The following is a 19,952-nucleotide window of genomic DNA, read 5'->3' as shown; positions in this document are numbered from 1 at the left end:
GGGCCTACGGCAGCAGGGCGCGGACCAGGGGGACCGCGCGTTCGAGGGCGCGCAGCTCCGCGGGGGTCATGGTCGGGTTGGCGGCCCGGTACGCCCGGGCGTGCGCGAGGTCGGCCTCGCCCACGCCGGGGTCGAGGTGCCGCAGCAGGGCGGCAAGCGTCGCCCGCGCCAACGGGCCCTCCGCGGTGCCGACCGCCGCCTGCGCGAGGATCAGCGCCGAGAGGGCGCTGTCGACCCCCGGCGGGCCCTCGTCGGTGTTGGCCCAGTCGATGACCATCGGGCCGTCCGGTGTCAGGACGACATTGTCCGGGTGCAGGTCGAGGTGGCGGACGCGGTGCAGGGGGTCGGCGGAGCGCCGCGCCGGGATGGCGTGCAGCCGGGTCAGCAGCCCCGCGAGGGTCTCCCCCGCCGATGCGGGCGCGATGGTGCCCGCGCGCAGGGCGGCCAGCATCGTGGACCCGGAGAGGCGCCGCAGCACCAGGTCGCCCGGCGGGAGCGCGTGCCGCTGCGCGGCAGCGGTGTCGACGGCGGGGACGGGATAGGAGCGGTCCGCCAGGTATCCCATGACCGCGGCCTCGCCTGCGGCGTCGGTGCCGTCGCGGTACCGGCGCAGGACGCGGTCGCCGTCGATCGCGTACACGTCGGCCGTGCGCCCCGACCCCAGCAATGCCCCGATCCGCATCGGCCGATGGTAGCCGTGCCGGTCGGCCCGCCGCGCACCCCCGCGGCGGCGGGCCGCGGGATCAGGAGCCGTTCGCCGCGAAGGGGTCGCCCACGCCGGACTGCTTCGCCGACGTGCCGGAACGGTAGGCGTCGACAATGCTCTGCGGGATGCGGCCCCGCTCGTTGACGGTGTAGCCGTTGTCCTTCGCCCACTTGCGGATCTGCACCGTGTCCTCGCGGGGGGAAGAGGTGCGGGTGCTCTTCTTCGCCGGCTTGGCATTGGCCTTGCGCGCCGATTCCTTGTACCGGCCCAGCGTCTTGCGCAGCTTGTCGGCGTTCTTCTTACTCAGGTCAATCTCATAGAGCTGACCGTCGATGCCGAAGAAAACAGTCTCCTCGGCCTCGGTGCCGTCAAGGTCGTCAATCAGCTCTACGATCGTCTTCTGCGCCATTTCTCCACCCCGATAGTAATTTACGGCTGAGGGCAGCATACAGCCGTACGGAGTGATGTCCATTCGCCACGTGGTGAATCATCCATATATCACGGGGATAATCGGCCGGTACCATCGGCCGCGCCATGGCGTCCGCCTGCCGATTCGAGCGCCCGGAACCCCGCCTGACGATTACTTACCGCAACGCGCCATGAATACCGATAGTGGCGATCGCCATACCTTGAGTAGATCACTGTGGCCACCGGAACGGCACGGAGAACCACCGGCACCACCGCACCGGGCACCCGCGGACGGGCCCGAGCGCCGCCGGAAAAGCGCGGGCATATCGGCACTCCGCCCGCCGAACTCCGCCCCGGGGCGACCACCGCTCCAGGATGGGCTCGGATCGGCATTAATGGTGGCGCACCGTATTCCCGATGCCGACTCCGACGCATTAGACCAGACACCCCCGCGGGCCGGGCGGCCGCCCCCTGCGCGGCACCGCGCCGCGCGGGGCGGAGAATCACCGGGACCGGCGCCGATGTGATCGAGGTAAACCCCGGCATTGGCACCCCGGCTGAATCGGCGGAAGGGGCCTCTGATATCCCCTCCGGCCCGGCGCCGCCGAATACGCCGCATTAGCCGCACGGCCCGCGCGGCGCACGCGCCGGGCCCGCCCGGATCCGCGGCCGGGCGTGAACGGCGGCCGGGAATTCCGTCGTCGCGTCGCGCCCGGAATTCCCGCCCGGTCTCGGGATGATGTCGGCCCCGGTCCACCGCGATCGGCGTACACCGAATACGTCGGAGCGGGGGCGGCCGCGGTCGTCCGCACCGCGTGCGCGTGATGCGCGCCGCGCCACCGGCAACCCTCGCGCGCCGCGGGCGTCCACGCGTCGGAGTTCCCCCGCCGGGCTGCGGGGCCCGCGCTCCGCCTCCCGGCGGACCGCGCCTGCGCCCCCGGCGGTACGGGAAGCCCCTGAGAGGCGGGACGACGCGGTCCCGACCGCCACCTACGGGACCGCCGGCACCGCGCACGGCCCCCTAACGTGCCGCCGCACCCTGGCGGCGGCCGTGACCGGCGGATTCGGGGTCGGGGACGACTCAGGGCCGACACCGCCCCAGGCACCAGGGAGCCGCCCCCGGGCTACGCGACCGCCCCGGGCCCTCTGCGCCCGGGGGCCGATCCCCGGCCGCCCGCGGTACACGGGACGGCGTAGCGCAAGAGCATCCCCACGCCCGACGACCCCGACGCCGCGAACGGAGATTCTGGTCCCAGATCGAAACAGCACATCGAAACAGCACACGGAACTGGAGCAGGAACATGTCGACCGCAGCCGCGAAGAACAGCCTCAAGGCCCGCGTACCGAGCCGGATCACCGCCACCGCCGAGCAGGCGCTGCGGGTGGGCACCGGGCTGCTGGCCCGCCACAGCATCGACGTCCTCCGCGTCAGCGTCGGACTGGTCTTCCTGGGTTTCGGCGTCCTGAAATTCTTCCCCGGCCTGAGTCCCGCCGAAGGGCTCACCGTCCCCACCGTGGAGATGCTGACCTTCGGCATCGTCACCGGCGGAGCGGCGATGGTCATGACGGCGGTCATCGAGTGCTTCATCGGTATCACCCTCCTCACCAAGAGGTTCCTCAAGACCGGCCTGTGCGTGCTGGCGATGGCCCTGGTCGGAATCATGTCGCCGCTGGTGCTGCTCTTCACCGACCTGTTCCCCGGTGCGCCGACGCTCGCGGCCCAGTACGTCCTCAAGGACATCGTCCTCGTGGCGGCCGGCCTGGTCGTCGGGGCGCACGCCCTGGGCGCCCGCCTCGTCCCCGACCGCGAGTCGGAGCGCGACGAACCGCTCGACGCCGAACTGGCCGCCTGACAGGCCGGCCCATGGCTCGGCTCCGCACCACCGCACCGCCCCTCAGATCCCCGGGTCCGGATCTGAGGGGCGGAGCCGTGTGCGGGGCGGAGCCGTGTGCGGGGACGCCGCCGCGCCGGCTACGCAGTACTGCGTAGCGGCATATCAGCACGTCAACGGATGTGCTGCGACCTGCGGCCGACGACCATGGTGGCACTCGGAACGACGAGCGAGGAGCCCGATCATGGCCGCACCGCAGCCCCAGTCCTTCCCCCGCCTGGGCGCAGGCACCCGAAAGACCGTCCTGGTGACGCACATAGTCTCCGCGGGCGCGTGGATCGGGATCGACGCCACCCTCGGCATCCTCGTGGTGACCGGGCTGTTGACCGACGACCCCGCCGTCGCCGCGACCTCGTTCCAGGCGCTGGAGCTCTTCGCCGTCTGGCCGATGCTCACCGCGGCCCTGTGCTGCCTGGTGACCGGCTCCGTCCTCGGGCTCGGCAGCAAGTACGGGCTCGTGCGCTACTGGTGGGTCGCCGCGAAGCTGGTGATCAACGTCGGGATGTGCGTGCTGATCTATTTCGCGCTGCGCCCAGGGCTGGGCGACGCGGCGGAGTACGGCCGCCGCGTGGCCGAGGGGACCGCCGCGGGCGCCGACCCGAGCGGCCTGCTGGCCCCGGTGGTGGTCGCGCCGACGCTGCTGCTCGCCGCGGTCCTGCTCTCGGTGTTCAAGCCATGGGGCCGGATCGCCCGGCGCGCCGCCGCGCCGCTCCCGGCGCCGGTGCGCCGCACGTCCGCCGCGCCGTGACGCTGGGGGCCAGGGGCGGGGCCAGCGGCGGGGATCAGAGGAGGCGGAGCTGCTCGGCTGGTGCTGGACCGGGCTCCGGGGCGGGCTCGCCGCGGAAGCCGCCCGTGCCGGACGGCGGGCGGACGAGCCCGTGCCGCTGCGCCGCCTCGCGCACCCGCGCGGCGATGGTGTCGCGGTAGTGCTTCGGGGCGTAGGAGCCGCCCCGGTACAGCGCCCGGTAGCGGGGCAGGAGGCGCGGGTGTTCGCGCTCCAGCCAGGCGCGGTACCACTCGCGCGCGCCGGGGCGCAGGTGCAGCACGATCGGTGAGACGCGGCGGGCGCCCGCAGCGGCGATGGCGGCGACGGTCTCCTCGATGTGCTCGGCGGAATCGGTCAGGCCGGGCAGGATCGGCGCCATGAGCACCGAGCAGTCGAGGCCGCGGTCGGCGAACCGGCGGACGACGTCGAGCCGGGCGAGCGGGCGCGGGGTGCCCGGCTCGACCGTGCGCCACACCTCTTCGTCGAGCGAGCCCACCGACACGGCGAGGCCGACCTCGCACCGCTGCGCCGCCTGTTCGATGAGGTCGAGGTCGCGCAGGATCAGCGTGCCCTTGGTGAGGATGGAGAACGGGTTCGCGAAGTCGCGCAGGGCGGCGATGATCTGCGGCATCAGCCGGTAGCGCCCCTCGGCGCGCTGGTAGGGGTCGGTGTTGGTGCCCATGGCGATGGGCGCGCCGGCCCAGCGCGGGTGGGCCAGCTCCGTGCGCAGCAGCGCGCCGGCGTTGACCTTGACCATGATCTTGGTGTCGAAGTCGCGGCCGGAGTCGAGGTCGAGGTACTGGTGGCTGCGCCGCGCGAAGCAGTAGACGCACGCGTGGCCGCACCCGCGGTAGGGGTTGATCGTCCATTGGAACGGCACGGCGGCCGCTCCGGGCACCCGGTTGATGATCGAGCGGGCCCGGATCTCGATGGCGACGGGGTCGCCGTCGGCACCGGCCAGGACCGGCCCCGCCGCGGCGGCGCGCAGCCCGCCGCGGCCCGGGCCGCGCTCGGGTGGCGCCGCCACGGCGGCACGCCCGAACAGCGCGTCGTCGTCGTGGTCCTCGCGGAGTTCTTCCCATCGCACGACGCCGATTCGAACATGTTTTCGATGATCTGTCCAGCGGCGGCCGCGGCATCCGCTCAGGTCGGCGGCCCGTTGTGCGCCGCACGGGGCCCGCGCATCGCCGATGCGGCGGCGCACGGGCCCCGGCGCGGTGTCAGGACGCGGGGTAGACCTCCGCGCGGTCGATGGTGACGATGGAGTCGGTGGCGCCTTCCGGCCGGTCACCGGTGACCGTCACGGTCAGGGTGTGTTCGCCGGGGCCGAGTTCGGGGCTGAGGTAGGTGCGCTGCTCCCCCACCCGCAGCGGGTTGTGGTAGCTCACCGGGTCCGAGGGCGGGCCGCCGTCGACGGAGAACGTCGCGTAGCCGTGGTCGGTGTCGAGCGAGCCGTAGACCGCGATCCGCGATCCGGTGAAGTGGTAGGTGGCGGTGGCGCCGGCCTGGGCCGTGTAGTGGTCGTCGCCGTAGAAGCAGTGGGCGCCGCACGTGGCGCCGGCCGTCCAGTCGCCCTTGTAGGAGACCCGGTTGCCGGTCGTGCCGGTGTCCTTGTCGTCGATCGCGGTGCTGCCCGCTCCCGGGTCGCCCGAGGGCAGCCGCTGTGTGGCGCCCGCGGCGAGCGGCCGCCCGAGGTCGGGGGTGCCGTCGGCGTTCCAGCCGATGCGCTGCGCGCGCGTCGAGCGGAAGGTGTAGGTCCGCTCCGACGTGTTCTTGCCGTGGTAGGCGATCCAGTCCTCGGTGCCGTCTGGGGACTTGAAGAAGAAGTGGTGCCCGGGTCCCCACACACCGGCGTCGTCGTTGCGGCTGAACAGCGGGCCCGGCAGCTGCTCCCAGGCCCCGGCGTCCATCGGGTCGGCGCCCTTGCCCAGCCGGATCGACCAGATCTGGTAGTCGGGCTTGCCGGTGTCGCACGTGGAGTAGGTGAGGTACGTCGTGCCGTCGCGGTACAGCGGGGTCGGCCCCTCCCTGACCTCGGGGCAGCCGCCGTCGCCGGGGAGCGCGACGGGGTCGCCGGTGACCGTCCACGGGTTGCTCATCGGCGCGGCGTAGACCTGCTGGGGGCCGCCGTCGAAGCCGCGGCCCGGGCTGCTCCACGCGAAGTACGGCTTGCCGTCGTGCAGGAACGGTTCGCCGTCGATGGCGTACTTGCCGGTGTCGGCGATCTGCGCCTTGAACTCGTAGGGTCCGGCCGGGTCGTCGCCGGCCGATTCGAGGACGTAGAGCCGGTGGCTGGCGTCGCGCTCCTTGGGATCGGTCAGCCTGCTGTCGGCCGCCGTGTAGTAGATGTACCAGCGCGGCCCGTCCGCGGTCTCGAACCGGTGCATCGCCGGGGCCCACAGCTCGGTGCTGCGGCTCGGCTCGCTGTCGCGCCAGACCTCAATCGGCTCGGCGTTGGGCAGGGTGGCGAGGCTGGACGACTTCCAGACGGAGATGCGGTCGCCCTGGGTGGCCGACAGGTAGTAGTCGCCGTCGTGGTGCACGACCGTGGGGTCGGCGCCGGGGTTGAGGGGGTTGCGGAACTCGCCGGCCGCCGCGGGCGAGGGGCGCTCCACCGGTTCGGCGGTCGCGCCGGCCGCCGGTGGGATGGTGAGCACGGCGAAGAGCAGTGCTGCGATGGACAGCGCGCGACGTGTCGAGCGGGGGGACGTGCGTCGTGGCATGGCTGCTTCCCGTCAGGAGAGGAAAGACGACCTTCTTTTTTTACATCGTTGTAAACGTGGGGTAAAGGTGCCGCGGCGAAAGAGCGGCCCGCCCGTCGACCGCGGCCGACCCAGCGCGTAGGTTCGGTGCGGCGCACCGCCGAACCCGCCGAGCAGATCAGGATCACCGATGCCGACCACCGGTCCCGCGACGAACTGGGCGGGCACGATCACCTACGGTGCGGCGCGCGTCCACCGCCCCGCGACGGTCGACGCGCTGCGCGCCACTGTGGCCGCCGCCGACCGCGTCCGGGCGCTGGGCACCGGGCACTCCTTCAACCGCATCGCCGACACCAGCGGGGACCTGGTCCGCCTCGACGGCCTGCCGAAAACGGTGCGGATCGACGCCGCGGCCGGGACCGCCACCGTCGGCGCGGGCATGCGCTACGCCGAGATCGCCGGCCCGCTGCACGCCGCGGGCTTCGCCCTGGGCAGCCTCGCGTCACTGCCGCACATCACCGTCGCCGGCTCCTGCGCGACCGGCACCCACGGCTCGGGCGACACTCGGCGCAGCCTCTCCGCGGCGGTCGCCGGCCTGCGGATCGTCGGCGCCGACGGCGGCGTGCGCGAACTGAGCCGGGCGGCGGACCCGGAGCTGCTGCGCGGTGCCGTCGTCGCACTGGGCGGACTGGGGATCGTCCTCGACGTCACCCTCGACATCGAACCGGCCTTCGACGTCGCCCAGTGGGTCTACACGGGCCTGCCGCTGGACCGGATGGCGGCGGACGTCGACGCCGTCTTCGGCGCCGCCTACAGCGTCAGCGTGTTCACCGACTGGCACAGCGGCGAAGGGGTCGCGTGGCTGAAGCGCCGCGCCGACAGCGACGGAACCGGGCCGATGCCCCGGCGGTGGCTGGGCGCGCACCGCGCCGAACGGCCGCACCATCCCCTGCCCGGTGTCTCTCCGGTGCACTGCACCGAGCAGTTGGGCGTCCCGGGGCCGTGGCATGAGCGCCTGCCGCACTTCCGGGCGGCGTTCACCCCCAGCCACGGTGAGGAGGTGCAGTCGGAGCTGCTCGTCCCCCGCTCCGCCGCACCCGAGGCGTTCGCGGCCCTGCGGCGGCTCGGCCCGCGCATGGCGCCGCTCCTCCAGGTCGCGGAGGTGCGCACCGTGGCGGCCGACGACCTGTGGCTGAGCCCCGCCTACGGCCGCGACTCGGTCGCCCTGCACTTCACCTGGGTCAAGGACACCGCGGCCGTGCTGCCCGTTGTCGCGGCCGTCGAGGCCGAACTGATGCCGCTGGGCGCCCGGCCGCACTGGGCGAAGCTGACCGCCGACACCCCGGCGGAGACGGCGGCCCGCTACGACCGCGCCGCCGACTTCGGCGCGCTGCTGCGCTCGTTCGACCCGGCCGGCAAGTTCGGCAACGCCTACACCGCCGCCTTCTGAACCGGCCGCGCCCCGCGACTCGGCGGCAGCGGCGCCGGGCCGCGCTCCCGGTCAGGGGGCGGTGAGCGCCAGCGCGCGCGGGACGTCGGCGAGCGCCGCGGCCACGTGCTCCGCCAGCGTCTCGCGGGTGCCGGGGCCGCCGTCGGCCGACCATTCGTCCAGTGCGAGGTGCCACGCCGCCAGCATGACCCCCAGCACCAGGCGGGGCCGGGAGTCCGTCGGGTCCAGGCCGAGGCGCTCGGCCAGGAGTCCGGCGAGCTCTGCCGTGGTCCGGGCGCAGAACGCCAGGCTGTGGGCCATGAGCGCGGGGGTCGCGTCGGCGAGCCGGCGGCTGCTGCGGAACCGGGCCGCCCAGCCGTCGTCCATCGCGTCCAGGCCGTCGACGAGTGCGGCGTGCAGGACGCCGAGCAGCGGGCCGGTCATGGGGCGGTCGGCGATGTCGTGGACGCACGCCGCCCAGAACTCCTGTTCCGGTGCCAGCGCGGCGTCCTCCTTGGAGGCGAAGGTGCGGAAGAAGGTCCGCTTGGACACCTCGACCCGGTCGACCAGCTCGTCGAGCGTGACGTGGTCGAAGCCGCGCTCCGTGAACAGTTCCAGCGCGGTGCCGATGAGGGCGCGGCGGGTGCGCAGCTTCTTGCGTTCGCGGAGCGGCAGGGACGGCTCGCCGGTACGGGGACTGCCGGTGCTCATCCCGCCAGCCTAGCGCGCCACGGCCCCGCATGCGCATTCGCCTATCCATCGCATATGCGTCTTGTGCGCAAATGGCACTCAGTGGCATTATTCTGCTGTCACAACCGCGAAGGAACACGAGCAAGGAAGCACCGCCATGCGCGCACTCGTCGTCGACCCCCAGGCCCGCGGCCGTCTTGCCCACGCAGAGGTGGCCGACCCCGAACCCGCCCCGGGGCAGGCGCTGGTCGCCGTCCGGGCGATCTCGCTGAACCGCGGCGAGACCGACTCCCTGCTCCCCGAGGCGCCCGGCGGCGCACTCCTCGGCTGGGACGCCGCGGGCATCGTCGTGCGGCCCGCCGCCGACGGCTCCGGTCCCGCGGTGGGCACCCCCGTCACGACGGTCGCCGCCGCGGGCGCATGGGCCGAACTGCGCGCCGTCGACACCGGGAACCTCGGCGTCGCGCCGGAGGGCGCCGACTTCGGCGCGCTCAGCACGATCCCGGTCGCCGGAACCAGCGCGCTCCGCGCCCTGCGCCGGGTGGGGCCCCTCCTGGGCCGCCGCGTGCTGGTCACGGGTGCCACCGGGGGTGTCGGCCGCTACGCCGTCCAACTGGCGGCCCGCGGCGGCGCCCACGTCACCGCTCTGTCCGCCGACCCCGGCCAGGCCGAGGGGCTGCGAGCGCTGGGGGCCCATGACGTGGTGGCGTCGCTCGACGACGTCACCGAGCGGGTGCACGGCGCCATCGAGGTACTGGGCGGCGAGCACCTCGTCGCCGCCTACGCCCTACTGGACAAGGGCGGCGTGCTCGTCTCGGTGGGCCACTCCGCCGGGGCGCCAGCGGTCTTCGACCTCGGGGCGCTCCGCGGCGACGGCGGCGCACACGACCGCTCCCTCGTCAGCTTCCACCTCCTCGAAGAACGCGACATCGGCCCCGACCTGACCTGGCTCGCCGGGGAGGTCGCGGCGGGCCGCATCGACCCCCATGTCACCTGGCGCGGCGACTGGTCCCGCGCCGCCGAGGCCGTCGAAGCGCTGCTGGGGCGGCGGGTCCGGGGCAAGGCCGTCCTGGAGATCGCACCGCACGGCGCCCACTGAGCCTGCGGGGGCGTTCAGGGGCGGGGGCGCGCGGCCGCGGGGGCGGAACGGCGTTACCGCCGCAAAAAACCGTGGGGCGGTGGGGCCGGGTGATCACCCGGCCCCACCGCCCCACGGTGCACGGGCGGGCACGGCGGTCGCCTCACGGCGTGGCGCACAACGCGGCTCCGAGACCGCGGGACCGCCGCCGGAGCGGCCGTACCCGCGCGGTATTCCGCGAAGGCTTCGAAATGGAGCCCGGGGGACACTTTCAACCGTGCCCGCCCGCACCCGTCATAACGGGGAGCCCCCGCTCGGTATTCCCCCGATTCACCTGCGCCCCGCACCACGGCGGCGCGCCCCGCACCCCGGCGGCCCGGCGCCGCACGGCGCCGCACGGCGCCCCCGCACCGGCGCCCCCGCACCGGCGGGACCGCGCCGGTCAGCGCTCCTTCGGCATCACGATCCACAGCGCGATGTAGATGACGAACTGCGGACCGGGAAGCACGCACGACACCACGAACAGCAGCCGCACGAGGAACGGCGACAACCCGAAGCGCCGCGCCAGGCCGCCGCATACCCCGGCGACGACGCCGTCGCTGGTCCGAACCAGACCGGTCGATGCCATAACGATTGCAGCTCCTTGAATCTCGATCACGGACCGCCGGTTCCGGCGGTTCCCTCCCCCGCTGCCCCGGCAACGGCCGCCCTACCCACGATCGCGCGGACCTACCGCCCTACCGCGGCGGTCCCGCGCTCAGCCGGTGACCGCGCGCGGATCCTCCGCGGCGGTGAGCTCCACCGCGAAGGTCAGTTCGCCGTCGGCCGCCCCCACCACGACATGCGCGCCGGGCACGAGCTCGCCGCCCAGCAGCATCGAGGACAACCGGTTGCCCACATTGCGCTGGATCGTCCGCTCCAGCGGGCGCGCGCCGAACTCGGGGCGGTGGCCCTTCGCCGCGAGCCACCGCACCGCGTCGTCGGTGAACCGCACCGTGACGTCCTGGGCGCGCAGCCGCCGCTCGGTCTCGTCCAGCATCATGCGGGTGATCTGCGCCAGTTCGCCGTCGCCGAGCTTCGCGAACACGATGATCTCGTCCACCCGGTTGAGGAACTCCGGCCGGAACTCCTCCTCCAGCCGGCGCATGATCCGGTCGCGGGCGCCCTGGTCGGCCGCGTCCGCGACGGCGAACCCGAGCGGGCCGCCGCCCGTGATGAACTCCGACCCCAGGTTGCTCGTCATGATGATCACGACGTTGCGGAAGTCGACCGTGCGGCCCTGCCCATCGGTGAGCCGGCCGTCGTCGAGCACCTGCAACAGCAGGTTGAACACGTCGGGGTGCGCCTTCTCGACCTCGTCCAGCAGCACGACCGCGTAGGGCTGGCGGCGCACGGCCTCCGTCAGCTGACCGGCCTCCTCGTAGCCCACGTACCCGGGCGGCGCGCCCGTCAGCCGGCTGGCGGTGTGGCGCTCCTGGAACTCGCTCATGTCGAACCGGATCATCCGCTCCGACGATCCGAACAGGGACTCCGCGAGGGCCCGCGCCAGCTCGGTCTTTCCGACACCGGTGGGGCCCAGGAAGATGAAACTGCCGATGGGCCGGTCCGGTGCCGCCAGCCCGGCGCGCGACCGGCGGACCGCCTCGGCGACCGCCGCCACCGCCTCGTCCTGCCCCACCACCCGGGCGCGCAACCGCTCCTCCAGCCCGACCAGGCGGGCGCGCTCCTCCTGGGTGAGCTGCGCCACGGGGACCGAGGTGATGCGCGAGACGACCTCGGCGACGTCCACCACTCCGACCTCGGGCACCTGGGTCGGCCCCTCGGCGCGCGCCCGCCCGATCGCCTCGCGGGTGCGGCCGATCTCGTCGCGGACCTCGGTGGCCTGCTCGTAGTCCTCGTCGCGGACCGCCTGCTCCTTGCGGGCCTCCAGTTCCCGCTGCCGCTGCTCCAGCTCGCGCAGGTCGACGCTCGGCGTCTTGACGCGCAGCCGGACCCGCGCGCCGGCCTGGTCGACCAGGTCGATCGCCTTGTCCGGCAGGAAGCGGTCGGAGATGTAGCGGTCGGCCAGCTCGGCCGCCGCCGCCAGGCTGTCGTCGCTGAAACGCACCTGGTGGTGCGCCTCGTAGCGGTCGCGCAGGCCCCGCAGGATGTCGACGGTGTCGGCGACGCTCGGCTCGGAGATGAGCACCGGCTGGAACCGCCGCTCCAGCGCCGCGTCCTTCTCGATGTTCTTGCGGTACTCGTCGATCGTCGTCGCGCCGATGATGTGCAGCTCACCGCGTGCCAGCGCGGGCTTGAGCATGTTGCCGGCGCTCATCGACCCCTCGCCGCCGCCGGCGCCCACCACCGTGTGCACCTCGTCGATGAAGACGAGGAGCCGGTCGGCCTGCGACCGGATCTCCTCGATGAGGTTCTGCAAGCGCTCCTCGAAGTCGCCGCGGTACCGGGTGCCCGCGACCACGCCCGCGAGGTCGAGTTGGACCAGCCGCCGCCCGCTGAGCGTCTCGGGGACGTCGTCGTCGTTGATCCGCTGCGCGATCCCCTCCACGATGGCGGTCTTGCCCACACCGGGGTCGCCGATGAGGACCGGGTTGTTCTTCCTGCGGCGGGCGAGCACCTCGATGGTCTGCTCGACCTCGTCGTCGCGGCCGACCACCGGGTCGAGCCGCCCCTCGGCGGCGAGCGCGGTCATGTCGGTGCCGTGCTCGTCCAGGTTCGGGGTCGCGCTCGGCGCGCCGGAGGCGGACCCGCCGTCGTCGCCGCCCGCGCCGCGGGAACGCCCCGCGTTCTGCAACGCCTCCGGTGTGACGCCCGACTCCGCGAGCAGCCGGCCGGCCGGCGACTCGCCGTTGACGGCGAGCGCGAACACGAGGTGCTCCGGGGTGATGTAGGCGTGGCCGAGGGAGCGCGCGATCTGGTGCGCGTCGAGCAGGGTGCGCTTGGCCGACGGGGTGAGCATGGGCGGGCCCGGCCCGGCCTCGGGTGCCCGTTGCGCCTCCGCCGCGGCGGACCGCTCAAGGGCCGCCGGGTCGGCGCCCGTGCGCATCAGCAGTTCCCGGACCGGCTCGTAGTTCGCGAGGGCCCACAGCAGGTGGGACGCGTCGAGGTCGCTGTGGTCGGTCTCCGCCGCGCGGGAGATCGCCTGCGCCACCACCTGGCGCGCCGAGTCGTCCATCAGCCGGGACAGGTCGACGCGCTGCGCGGGGCGGCGCGCGCCGCCGGGCCCGAAGAAGCGCGCCAGGAACTCCTCGAAGGAACGCGGGTCGAACCCGCCGCCCTGGTCGGTCGTCATGGTCACCTCTCCTCTCCGCGGACACCCGTTTCCGGCGCCCGGGTCATGGCGCGATCTCCGGCGCCCAAGTCATGGCGCGGTTTCCGGCGTCCGGGTCATGGCGCGTTCACGCGCACGCCGTCGCGCACCGGCGGCGCGCTCGCCCCGGACGGCCCGGTGCGGTCGAGGACGGCGGCGCCGTCCGTCGCCAGCAGCAGCGAGAACAGCAGGACAGTGACGCCCAAGGTCGCGAACACGACCGCGGCGATGACCGGAAGGAGCCATTCGGCGCGCGGGTCGCCGAGCTGCGCGCACCCGTGGGTGAACCGCGCGGCGAACACGGGGTCCTCGCGGCGCGTCCGGTCCTCGATGGCGCGCAGACGATCGTTGTCGTACTGGGACAGGGACATGACCCACCAGGCCTTCTCCGTCGTCCTACCTCGGCTCCCGGTGCGCCCCGCTACCCGGGCCCGCCGGTGCGGAAACCGGGGCGTCGGCCCGGCCCGGGCCCTGGGGAGCGGAATCACCGCTGGTGGCGGCCATTGCGCAGGAGAGAAGGCGGGGCCGGGTGCCCCGGTGATCGGGTCAGTCGACCTCGTAGGCTATGAGGTGGACCTCCGCGGTGTCCTTGGTGGGGTAGACCACGAGCACGTCGCGCTGCACGTCGCCGGACTTCGGGTCGACGCCGCGGCAGCTCACGGAGCCGCCCACGCTCCGGCCGCCCACGCCGAACGCCTCCTGCTCCTCCTCGCCCGGCCCTTCGGGGTCGGGGTAGGTGCCCAGGTTCGCGGCCCGGCAGAACCGCTCGGCGCCCTTGCGGTCGGTGCCGAACGCGGCCTTCATCCGCGTGCGCTCGTCGTCGGTCTCCGCGGTGGCGACCGTGAGGTCCTTCGCGTTCTCGGGTGCCTTGAGGCCGGTGAACCCGGCCAGGCGCTCCCGGTCGGTCGGAGGCCCCTTCGGCTCGGCCTCCTCCTGCCCGCCGCACGCGGTGAGGAGCGCGGCGGCGAGGACGGCGGTCGCGCCGAGGAGGATCCCGCGGCTCCCGCGGCTCATCCGGTCCCCACAGTCGTCTCCTTGTCGGTGGACCCCTCGATCCAGAACTCCTGGGCGATGCCGGTGCGGTGCATGTTCCACAGGTCCTGCTCGCTGAAATCGCTCTCGATGCCCATGGGCCCCTTGACCGCCGGTCCGGTCTTGTCCTCGTCCCAGTCGTAGTACTTCTTGACGTTGGTCTGCGTGGTGGTCGTCTGGGTCCACTCGCCGTCGGGCTCGGCGGGCGGGTACACGGTGACCTCGCCGACCTGGTTGTACTGCCAGCTCCCGAGCGTGTTGATCCAATCGGCGTCGTCGTAGATGTAGCCCGTGCCCTCCTTGTTGTAGCCGAACGCGTTCCACTCGGTGCTCACCGGGTAGGTCACCGGCTCGGTCACGCCGCGCTTCTTGGCGTCGGCGATCGCGTCGGCGCCGATCTGCTTGTTCGCCTTCTTCACCTCGGCGTCGAACTCCGGCACGTCCTTGCGCAGGTCGTCGGCGTCGATCTGCTTCGTCTCGCCGGAACCGTCGAGGAAGTGCTTCAGGGCACCGCTCGCGTTGTCCATGCCCTTGAGGTCGCCGCCGGTGGCGAAGTTGTACGCCTGCGTCCTCTTGATCTCCAACTGGTGCCCCGGGACTCCGTTCATCATCACCTTGTCGGAGACGTCGTCGATGTCCGTCTGGTCGTACTCCTCGGCCGAATCGATGGCGATGCCCTGCTCCGGGTGGATGGGCGGTTCGGGCCAGTCGTCCAGGTGCTTGTTTCCCCTTTCGGGATCGCACAGCGGCAGGCACACCTGGCCCCCGGGATCGGCCGGGTACTGCATGGTGGTGATGTCGTCGCGCTCGTCCTCGCCGGACCCGGGGGTGTCGGAGCCGCCGCAGCCGGTGCCGCCGGTGAGGTCGGTGAGGTCGGTGAGGTCGCACACCGCGGCACCGACGTCCGCGCCGACCTTCTCGGGGATCCCCGCGGCGTAGAGCCCGCCGGCGATCGCGGCGACGAGGACGACCACCGCCCCGTACTCGACGGCACCCGCACCGTGCTCGGACCTCCCGGCGAATGGACGACTCACAGTGCTCTCCCCGCGTGCAAAGGCGGACGAACCGCCCGCACCCGGGCGAATCTAGCGAGTCGGCGATCGGGCGTCATGGGCCCAGCGGCTCATTGGCGCGCGTTCCGGGGTCCGTCATCGGGATCGGGGGTGTCAGGGGGTCGGGGCGTGTCAGGGGCAGACGGCGCGCACGTGGGCGTCATCTCCGGGCGGGGTGACGCCGAGGTCGCGGAGCACGACCGACACGCCCGGCACGGGATGGGCGCAGGCGCGGTCGAAGTCGCCCTTGCGGTACTCCACGTCGTAGACGCGCCCCGGGTAGGCGCCGGCGTAGTCGCCGCACTCGTCGTAGCGCGCGCACTCCTCCGCGACGGCGAAGTCGAACCCGGCCCGCGCGCCCCGCCCCGCCGCGGCAACCGCGTTCTTCTGCCCGATGGCGAGCCCGGCGCCATGGGCGCGCTCGATCAGCTCACCGGCGTAGGCGAGCGCGTCGTCCGAGGTGAGCAGGCCATGGGAGCGTGTGGGCGAGTCGAGGTTGTCGATCTCCACGGCGTCGAACCCGTCCTTGGCGCACCCCGCGATCCAGCCGCCCACGACGGCGGCGACGGCCGCCCGCTTGGAACCGGTGGAGATGTCGAGGAGCTGCTCGTTCCAGTCGGTGTCGACCACCGGGCCGCCGTCGTCGTCGGTGAGAAGCAGGTCGGCGTGGTCCGCGCGCCAGAAGCCGATCTCGGACTCCTGGGCCTGGTAGCCGTTGACGTAGCAGACGGAGTAGACGCCCGGCGCGGGCTCCGCCGCACGGTCGCGCACGACGAGGCCGACGTCGCTGTCGGGGGTCGAGGCGCCGCCGATCTGATAGTCGAATCCGACCCCCTCGGGGACCGGCGGGCGGCCCTGCCCGGCCGGATCACCGGCAGAGCAGCCCGCCAGGCACAGCGCGACGGCGACCGCCACCGCGCGCCCCGGTCCGCTCCGGTTCACGCCGCACCCGGCCGCGCCAGAGGGGCGGCGGCACGGTCGCGTGGGACGGCGGCACGGCCGTACGTGACGGTTGCACGGTCGTGCGGAGCGTCAGCACGGTCGCGCAGGGCGACTGCACGGTCGCGCGGGACCCGCGCTGCCGGGGGTCGCGGCGGGTCACCGTTCACTCCCGTTCGGCGGCGGTGCCGCCGCCCTCCTCCCCGTCCGCACGCTGGACGGCGTCGCGGTCGAAGGCGCTCTCGCCGCTGTCGGTCACCGTGGGCTCGCCCTCCAGCTCCTCGTTGGCGCGGGTGGGGTGGCCGCCTTTGAGCATCCCCTGGATCTCGCGCTCCATCTCGTCGTCGAGCTTCGCCCCGTGCTTGTCGCTGCCGCGTTCCATATCGGCCGCTCCCTCCTGTCGTACGATGCGTGCCAGAAGGCCGTCCGCAGCCGCTGCCCCGGCATCCGCGGCGACAAACCGGCAGTTCACCACGGGTCTCACGGGACTTATCCGCCGGGGCGGGGGTGGGGTGCGGACGCGCATGGTCTACTGCGCTGCCGTGTCCGCAGACGGCCCGCCGGGTGTTCTCCTCTGGCCTCACTGACGAATCAGTCTCCTCGATCTCAGAAGGGCCGGTCCTGAGGAGTCGGTAGTCCACCCGAGATCGAGGAAACCGGTTCGTCGAGCCGGCCGGGGCCCCTGGCGGGCGGCCGTGCCGGATGGACGAGACAGAGGCGCGGTCTGGGCTTCAGGTCAGCGATCATCGTCCGGCTGTCTTGGGAACAGATCAGCAAAGGAGAGGGCGGTGCGCCGGGTGCTGCGGGTGACCCATCACGCAGTTGGTCGCAGTTAGTCGAGGCTGCCGATGAAGCGGGCGGCTTCGTCCTCGGTCATGCCGGTCTCGGTGGCGACGAGCCGGACGGCGTCGGCGATCCGGTCCTGGTCGCGCAGCTCCCGCGCCCGGTCGGCCAGGTTCGCGACCGGGGCGCCGGGCACCGGGCGACCCTCGGCAATGGCGTCGGCGACACTCTTGGCCTCGACCAGGCCCATGCCCGTGTGCTCCCGGATCGCCTTGATTGCCTGGATGGGCTTGTCCTCGGCGATCAGCAAACGGGCCTCGTCGATCGCCTCCTCGGTCAACGGGGTGGGGCCCTGCGAACCCCCCAGCAAACGATCGAACAGACCAGCCACAGCAACCACCATTCGTGCGAACCGACGGGCCCGGGTACGCCCGAGCCCCGGCAGCGGAGCGTATTTCATCGATGCGAACGGCCGCAAAGCAGGTCGGCCCGAATTCCGCGGGCCCCGGTCCGCGCTCGACCAGGACTCCGCGGGTCCCGGACCGACCTCGACCAGGACCGCGCTCGACCCGGACCACACTCGGCCCGCGCCCCGCATGGCCCCGACCCCCACACGGCCCGCCCGCCACGCGCACCGCCCGCCGCTCGGGGCACCGCGCGCACCGCCGCTCGGAGCGCCCTATTCGGAGGGCGCCCCCGCTACCGCCGCTCTACCCGTCGTCGCCGAGGAGCAGGCGGCGGACGGCCCCGGTGTCGGTCGCGATGGCGGCCGCCCGGTCCAGTGACGAATCGACCGCGGCGGCGAACGCCGCGGCGCCGCCGAGAGCCGCGATGGTCTCCGCCGGCAGGAACTTGACGAGCAGCGCGGACGTGCCCGGCGGCATCCCGGCGAAGTGCACCGTCAGCAGGCCGTGGTCGCGCAGCAGCAGCATGGCCAGTGCGGCGGTCGCCTCCACCGGGGCGAGACCGGCCGCCGCCGACAACGCCGCAGACGACGGCGCGCGGCGCAGCAGTTCCGCGCGGATCCCCTCGCCGGGCAGCCGGGTGATGAACGGGGTCTCCTCGACCCAGGACCCCAGTCGCTCCCGCAGCTCCCCGCCGACCTCGCGGGTCGACGCCACCAGCTCCCGCACCCGCTCGGGCCGGTAGCCGCCGAGGCTCCGCGCCACGGCCGGGTAGAGCATCGGACGGCATTCGGCGCCGAGCTCGAACGCACGCGCGCGGGCCGCCGCCACCAGGTCGGCGCGCCCGCCGAGCAGCCCCACCCGCGGGCCGTCCAGTCCGTACTTGTCCAGGCCGGTGGCTCCCAGGTCGGCGCCGAACTCCAGGGTGTGCGGCTGGCCGAGCACCGCGGGCCCGACCCGTGCCCCACCTGCGTCGTCGACCACCACCGGGACGCCGCGGTCGTGGGCGGCGGCCACGATGGCGCGGAGATCCGCCTCGCCGAGCGCGTCGTAGGTGACGGCGAGCCGGGTGAGCACGACGGCCGAGACGTCGTCCAGGTCCGCCAGCGCGGCGGCGAACGCGGCGGCGCCGCTGGTCTGGACGAGCAGGCCGCCCGCGTCGCGGACGGCGCGGGCGACGGCGGGGTGGCTGTAGGTGGGCGAGACCGCGACCACCGACGACCCCGGGCGCACGGTCACCTGCATGGCGACGTACAGCGCGGCGGTCAGCCGGTTGGTGACGAGCACGTCGTGGCGATCGGAGGTGCCGCCGAGGTGCGCCAGGCCGAGCGAGCGCACCTCGGTGTCGTAGACGGCGCCCGCCCACTCGTCGTCGAGCAGCCACGGGTCCTGGTCCTCGGGCAGCGCGAGGCGCCGTTCCAGGCCGGTGGTGTTGTACAAGGGCAGTCCGGCCGCGCGCCTGCGCCGGATGTGCTCCCACGCCTCCGACAGCTTGGCCAGGTGGGACGCCGTGTCGGCGAGGATCGCGCCGGGGGCGTAGGGCAGCCCGGCCGGGTCGGCCGGTTCGGGCGGGGCGGGGGCTGCGGCGGGGGTCGTCATGGCGGCTCCGTTCGTCGGTCGTGCCCTCCAGTAGACCGAGGTCCCGCCCGTGAGACCAGCTCAACCTTTGTCCGCTGAATGTTCGATACCGTGCACCAATGCTCTCCCTGCCGGCCCTGCGGCTGCTCCACGAACTGCGCCTGCGGGGCACCCTCACCGGTGCCGCCGAAGCGCTGTTCATCAGCCGCTCCGCGGCGAGCCACCAGCTCGCCGTGGTGCAGCGCGCTGTGGGTGTGCCGTTGACCGAGAAGGTGGGGCGCGGCCTGCGGCTTACCGAGACCGGTGCCGAGTTGGCGCTGCGGGCCGAGCGCGTGCTGCGCGAATTGGAGGAGGCCGAGGCCGCGGTGGAGCGCGGCCGCGGCACGCCGTCGGGGACGGTCCGTGTCGGCGTCGTGCAGACCATCGCCGTCCGCATCCTCGCCGGTGTGCTCACCGACCTGCGTCGCGACCATCCGCAACTGCGGGTGGAGGCGCATGGGCGCACCACCGAGGACGCCGTCGCCGCGGTGCGCTCGGCGGAGTCCGACCTCGCGGTCGTGCCGTCCTACGGGCGGTCCCCGCTGCTCGTCCCCGCCGGGCTGCACCGGGAGCACCTGTTCCACGACCCGGTCCGGCTCGCGGTGGCGGCAGGGCACCCGCTGGCGCACCGCAGCGGCGCGGTCCGCATGGCGGAGCTCGCCGGGGAGCGGTGGATCGCCGGAGACCGGCGCGGCTACTTCGGGCGGCTCGTCCCGGACCTGTGCCGCGAGGGCGGCTTCGAGCCCGACATCGTCCACCGGAGCACCGACTTCACGGTGGTCGCCGCCCTGGTCGGCGCGGGACACGGCGTCGCGCTGATCCCGGCGTCGGCCGACCTGCACCGCTGGCCGGGTGTCCGCACCGCGGCGATCGACGCCGAGGGGGCCGGGCGCGAGGTCGTCGCGCTGGTCCGCGAGGGCAGCACGGAGCGGCCCGGCGTCCACGCGGTCGTGCGGGCCTTCCACCGGCACAGCCCCGCCGCCGGAACCGGCTGACCGCCGGGCCTCCCTGGCTTCCCCCGCCCCGCCGCGTTCGGCGCCCGCCACCCGCTGGCGCGGGTGCCGCCGCCGCGCGCTCCTCCGCCGCCACCCGCGCCGCCGCCGGGCGAGGCGTGCCCGCGGCAGACCCGCGCCGCCCGTCCCGC

At 73.7% G+C, this 19,952-nt stretch carries 19 protein-coding genes; 5 read left to right on the top strand and 14 right to left on the bottom strand.

Annotated elements, in window-relative coordinates; genetic code table 11:
* Positions 1–4: 4 nt before the first annotated feature.
* Complete coding sequence (locus tag CLV63_RS18325; RefSeq protein ID WP_106584367.1) at positions 5–682, bottom strand: phosphotransferase; 678 nt, start codon at positions 680–682, stop codon at positions 5–7.
* Positions 683–743: 61 nt separating this feature from the next.
* A complete protein-coding gene (locus CLV63_RS18320) occupies positions 744–1,115 on the bottom strand; it encodes a histone-like nucleoid-structuring protein Lsr2 (RefSeq protein ID WP_106584366.1) in 372 nt (123 codons plus the stop codon).
* A 1,300-nt stretch (positions 1,116–2,415) separates the two neighbouring features.
* On the opposite strand from CLV63_RS18320, the gene CLV63_RS18315 reads away from it, so the two are divergent.
* The gene (locus tag CLV63_RS18315) at positions 2,416–2,967 is read left to right on the top strand and encodes a DoxX family protein (RefSeq protein ID WP_245928892.1); all 552 of its coding nucleotides are present in this window, start codon (positions 2,416–2,418) and stop codon (positions 2,965–2,967) included.
* 223 nt (positions 2,968–3,190) lie between these two features.
* Positions 3,191–3,754 carry a hypothetical protein gene (locus CLV63_RS18310; RefSeq protein WP_106584365.1) on the top strand — a complete coding sequence of 188 codons (564 nt, stop codon included), beginning with the start codon at positions 3,191–3,193 and terminating at the stop codon, positions 3,752–3,754.
* Positions 3,755–3,788: 34 nt separating this feature from the next.
* Here CLV63_RS18310 and CLV63_RS18305 read toward each other — a convergent pair whose 3' ends face one another.
* Positions 3,789–4,859, bottom strand: coding sequence for an Rv2578c family radical SAM protein (locus tag CLV63_RS18305; protein WP_106584364.1), 1,071 nt, complete (start codon positions 4,857–4,859; stop codon positions 3,789–3,791).
* A 133-nt stretch (positions 4,860–4,992) separates the two neighbouring features.
* Positions 4,993–6,495: a glycoside hydrolase family 43 protein gene (locus CLV63_RS18300; RefSeq protein WP_106584363.1), complete on the bottom strand. Its 1,503-nt coding sequence runs from the start codon at positions 6,493–6,495 to the stop codon at positions 4,993–4,995.
* Positions 6,496–6,664: 169 nt separating this feature from the next.
* Between CLV63_RS18300 and CLV63_RS18295 the strand changes: the two genes are divergently transcribed.
* Entirely contained in the window at positions 6,665–7,924 is a 1,260-nt protein-coding gene (locus CLV63_RS18295; protein WP_106584362.1) for an FAD-binding protein, read from the top strand.
* A gap of 51 nt (positions 7,925–7,975) precedes the next feature.
* On the opposite strand, the gene CLV63_RS18290 is transcribed toward CLV63_RS18295, so the two are convergent.
* Positions 7,976–8,614 carry a TetR family transcriptional regulator gene (locus CLV63_RS18290; RefSeq protein ID WP_106584361.1) on the bottom strand — a complete coding sequence of 213 codons (639 nt, stop codon included), beginning with the start codon at positions 8,612–8,614 and terminating at the stop codon, positions 7,976–7,978.
* 136 nt (positions 8,615–8,750) lie between these two features.
* Between CLV63_RS18290 and CLV63_RS18285 the strand changes: the two genes are divergently transcribed.
* Entirely contained in the window at positions 8,751–9,692 is a 942-nt protein-coding gene (locus CLV63_RS18285) for a zinc-binding dehydrogenase (protein WP_106584360.1), read from the top strand.
* A 421-nt stretch (positions 9,693–10,113) separates the two neighbouring features.
* On the opposite strand, the gene CLV63_RS18280 is transcribed toward CLV63_RS18285, so the two are convergent.
* The 9 genes from CLV63_RS18280 to CLV63_RS18240 form a co-directional block, all read right to left on the bottom strand.
* Positions 10,114–10,299 (bottom strand): PspC domain-containing protein, encoded by a 186-nt coding sequence (locus tag CLV63_RS18280; protein ID WP_106584359.1) that lies wholly within the window; start codon positions 10,297–10,299, stop codon positions 10,114–10,116.
* Between the two features lie 129 nt (positions 10,300–10,428).
* Positions 10,429–12,963 (bottom strand): ATP-dependent Clp protease ATP-binding subunit, encoded by a 2,535-nt coding sequence (locus tag CLV63_RS18275; protein WP_106584358.1) that lies wholly within the window; start codon positions 12,961–12,963, stop codon positions 10,429–10,431.
* Positions 12,964–13,058: 95 nt separating this feature from the next.
* Positions 13,059–13,352 carry a DUF3040 domain-containing protein gene (locus CLV63_RS18270; protein ID WP_106584357.1) on the bottom strand — a complete coding sequence of 98 codons (294 nt, stop codon included), beginning with the start codon at positions 13,350–13,352 and terminating at the stop codon, positions 13,059–13,061.
* A gap of 175 nt (positions 13,353–13,527) precedes the next feature.
* Positions 13,528–13,995, bottom strand: a complete 468-nt coding sequence (locus CLV63_RS18265; RefSeq protein WP_106584356.1) for a hypothetical protein — start codon at positions 13,993–13,995, stop codon at positions 13,528–13,530.
* Positions 13,992–15,047 carry a hypothetical protein gene (locus tag CLV63_RS18260; protein ID WP_146165598.1) on the bottom strand — a complete coding sequence of 352 codons (1,056 nt, stop codon included), beginning with the start codon at positions 15,045–15,047 and terminating at the stop codon, positions 13,992–13,994. Before CLV63_RS18260 ends, CLV63_RS18265 begins: the two co-directional genes overlap by 4 nt.
* 150 nt (positions 15,048–15,197) lie before the next feature.
* Positions 15,198–16,007 (bottom strand): endo alpha-1,4 polygalactosaminidase, encoded by an 810-nt coding sequence (locus CLV63_RS18255; protein WP_106584354.1) that lies wholly within the window; start codon positions 16,005–16,007, stop codon positions 15,198–15,200.
* A 163-nt stretch (positions 16,008–16,170) separates the two neighbouring features.
* On the bottom strand, positions 16,171–16,386 hold the full coding sequence (locus tag CLV63_RS18250) for a hypothetical protein (RefSeq protein WP_106584353.1): 216 nt from the start codon (positions 16,384–16,386) through the stop codon (positions 16,171–16,173).
* 450 nt (positions 16,387–16,836) lie between these two features.
* Positions 16,837–17,178, bottom strand: a complete 342-nt coding sequence (locus tag CLV63_RS18245) for a ribosomal protein L7/L12 (protein ID WP_106584352.1) — start codon at positions 17,176–17,178, stop codon at positions 16,837–16,839.
* Between the two features lie 319 nt (positions 17,179–17,497).
* Entirely contained in the window at positions 17,498–18,790 is a 1,293-nt protein-coding gene (locus CLV63_RS18240) for a hypothetical protein (protein ID WP_106584351.1), read from the bottom strand.
* Positions 18,791–18,888: 98 nt separating this feature from the next.
* Between CLV63_RS18240 and CLV63_RS18235 the strand changes: the two genes are divergently transcribed.
* Positions 18,889–19,803: a LysR family transcriptional regulator gene (locus CLV63_RS18235; protein WP_106584350.1), complete on the top strand. Its 915-nt coding sequence runs from the start codon at positions 18,889–18,891 to the stop codon at positions 19,801–19,803.
* The last annotated feature ends 149 nt before the right edge of the window (positions 19,804–19,952 follow it).

It is taken from the genome of Murinocardiopsis flavida, assembly GCF_003014485.1.
In the GTDB taxonomy this organism is placed as follows: domain Bacteria; phylum Actinomycetota; class Actinomycetes; order Streptosporangiales; family Streptosporangiaceae; genus Murinocardiopsis; species Murinocardiopsis flavida.
Note: the sequence above shows the minus strand (reverse complement) of the source record. Positions and strands in the feature narration are given on the sequence as shown.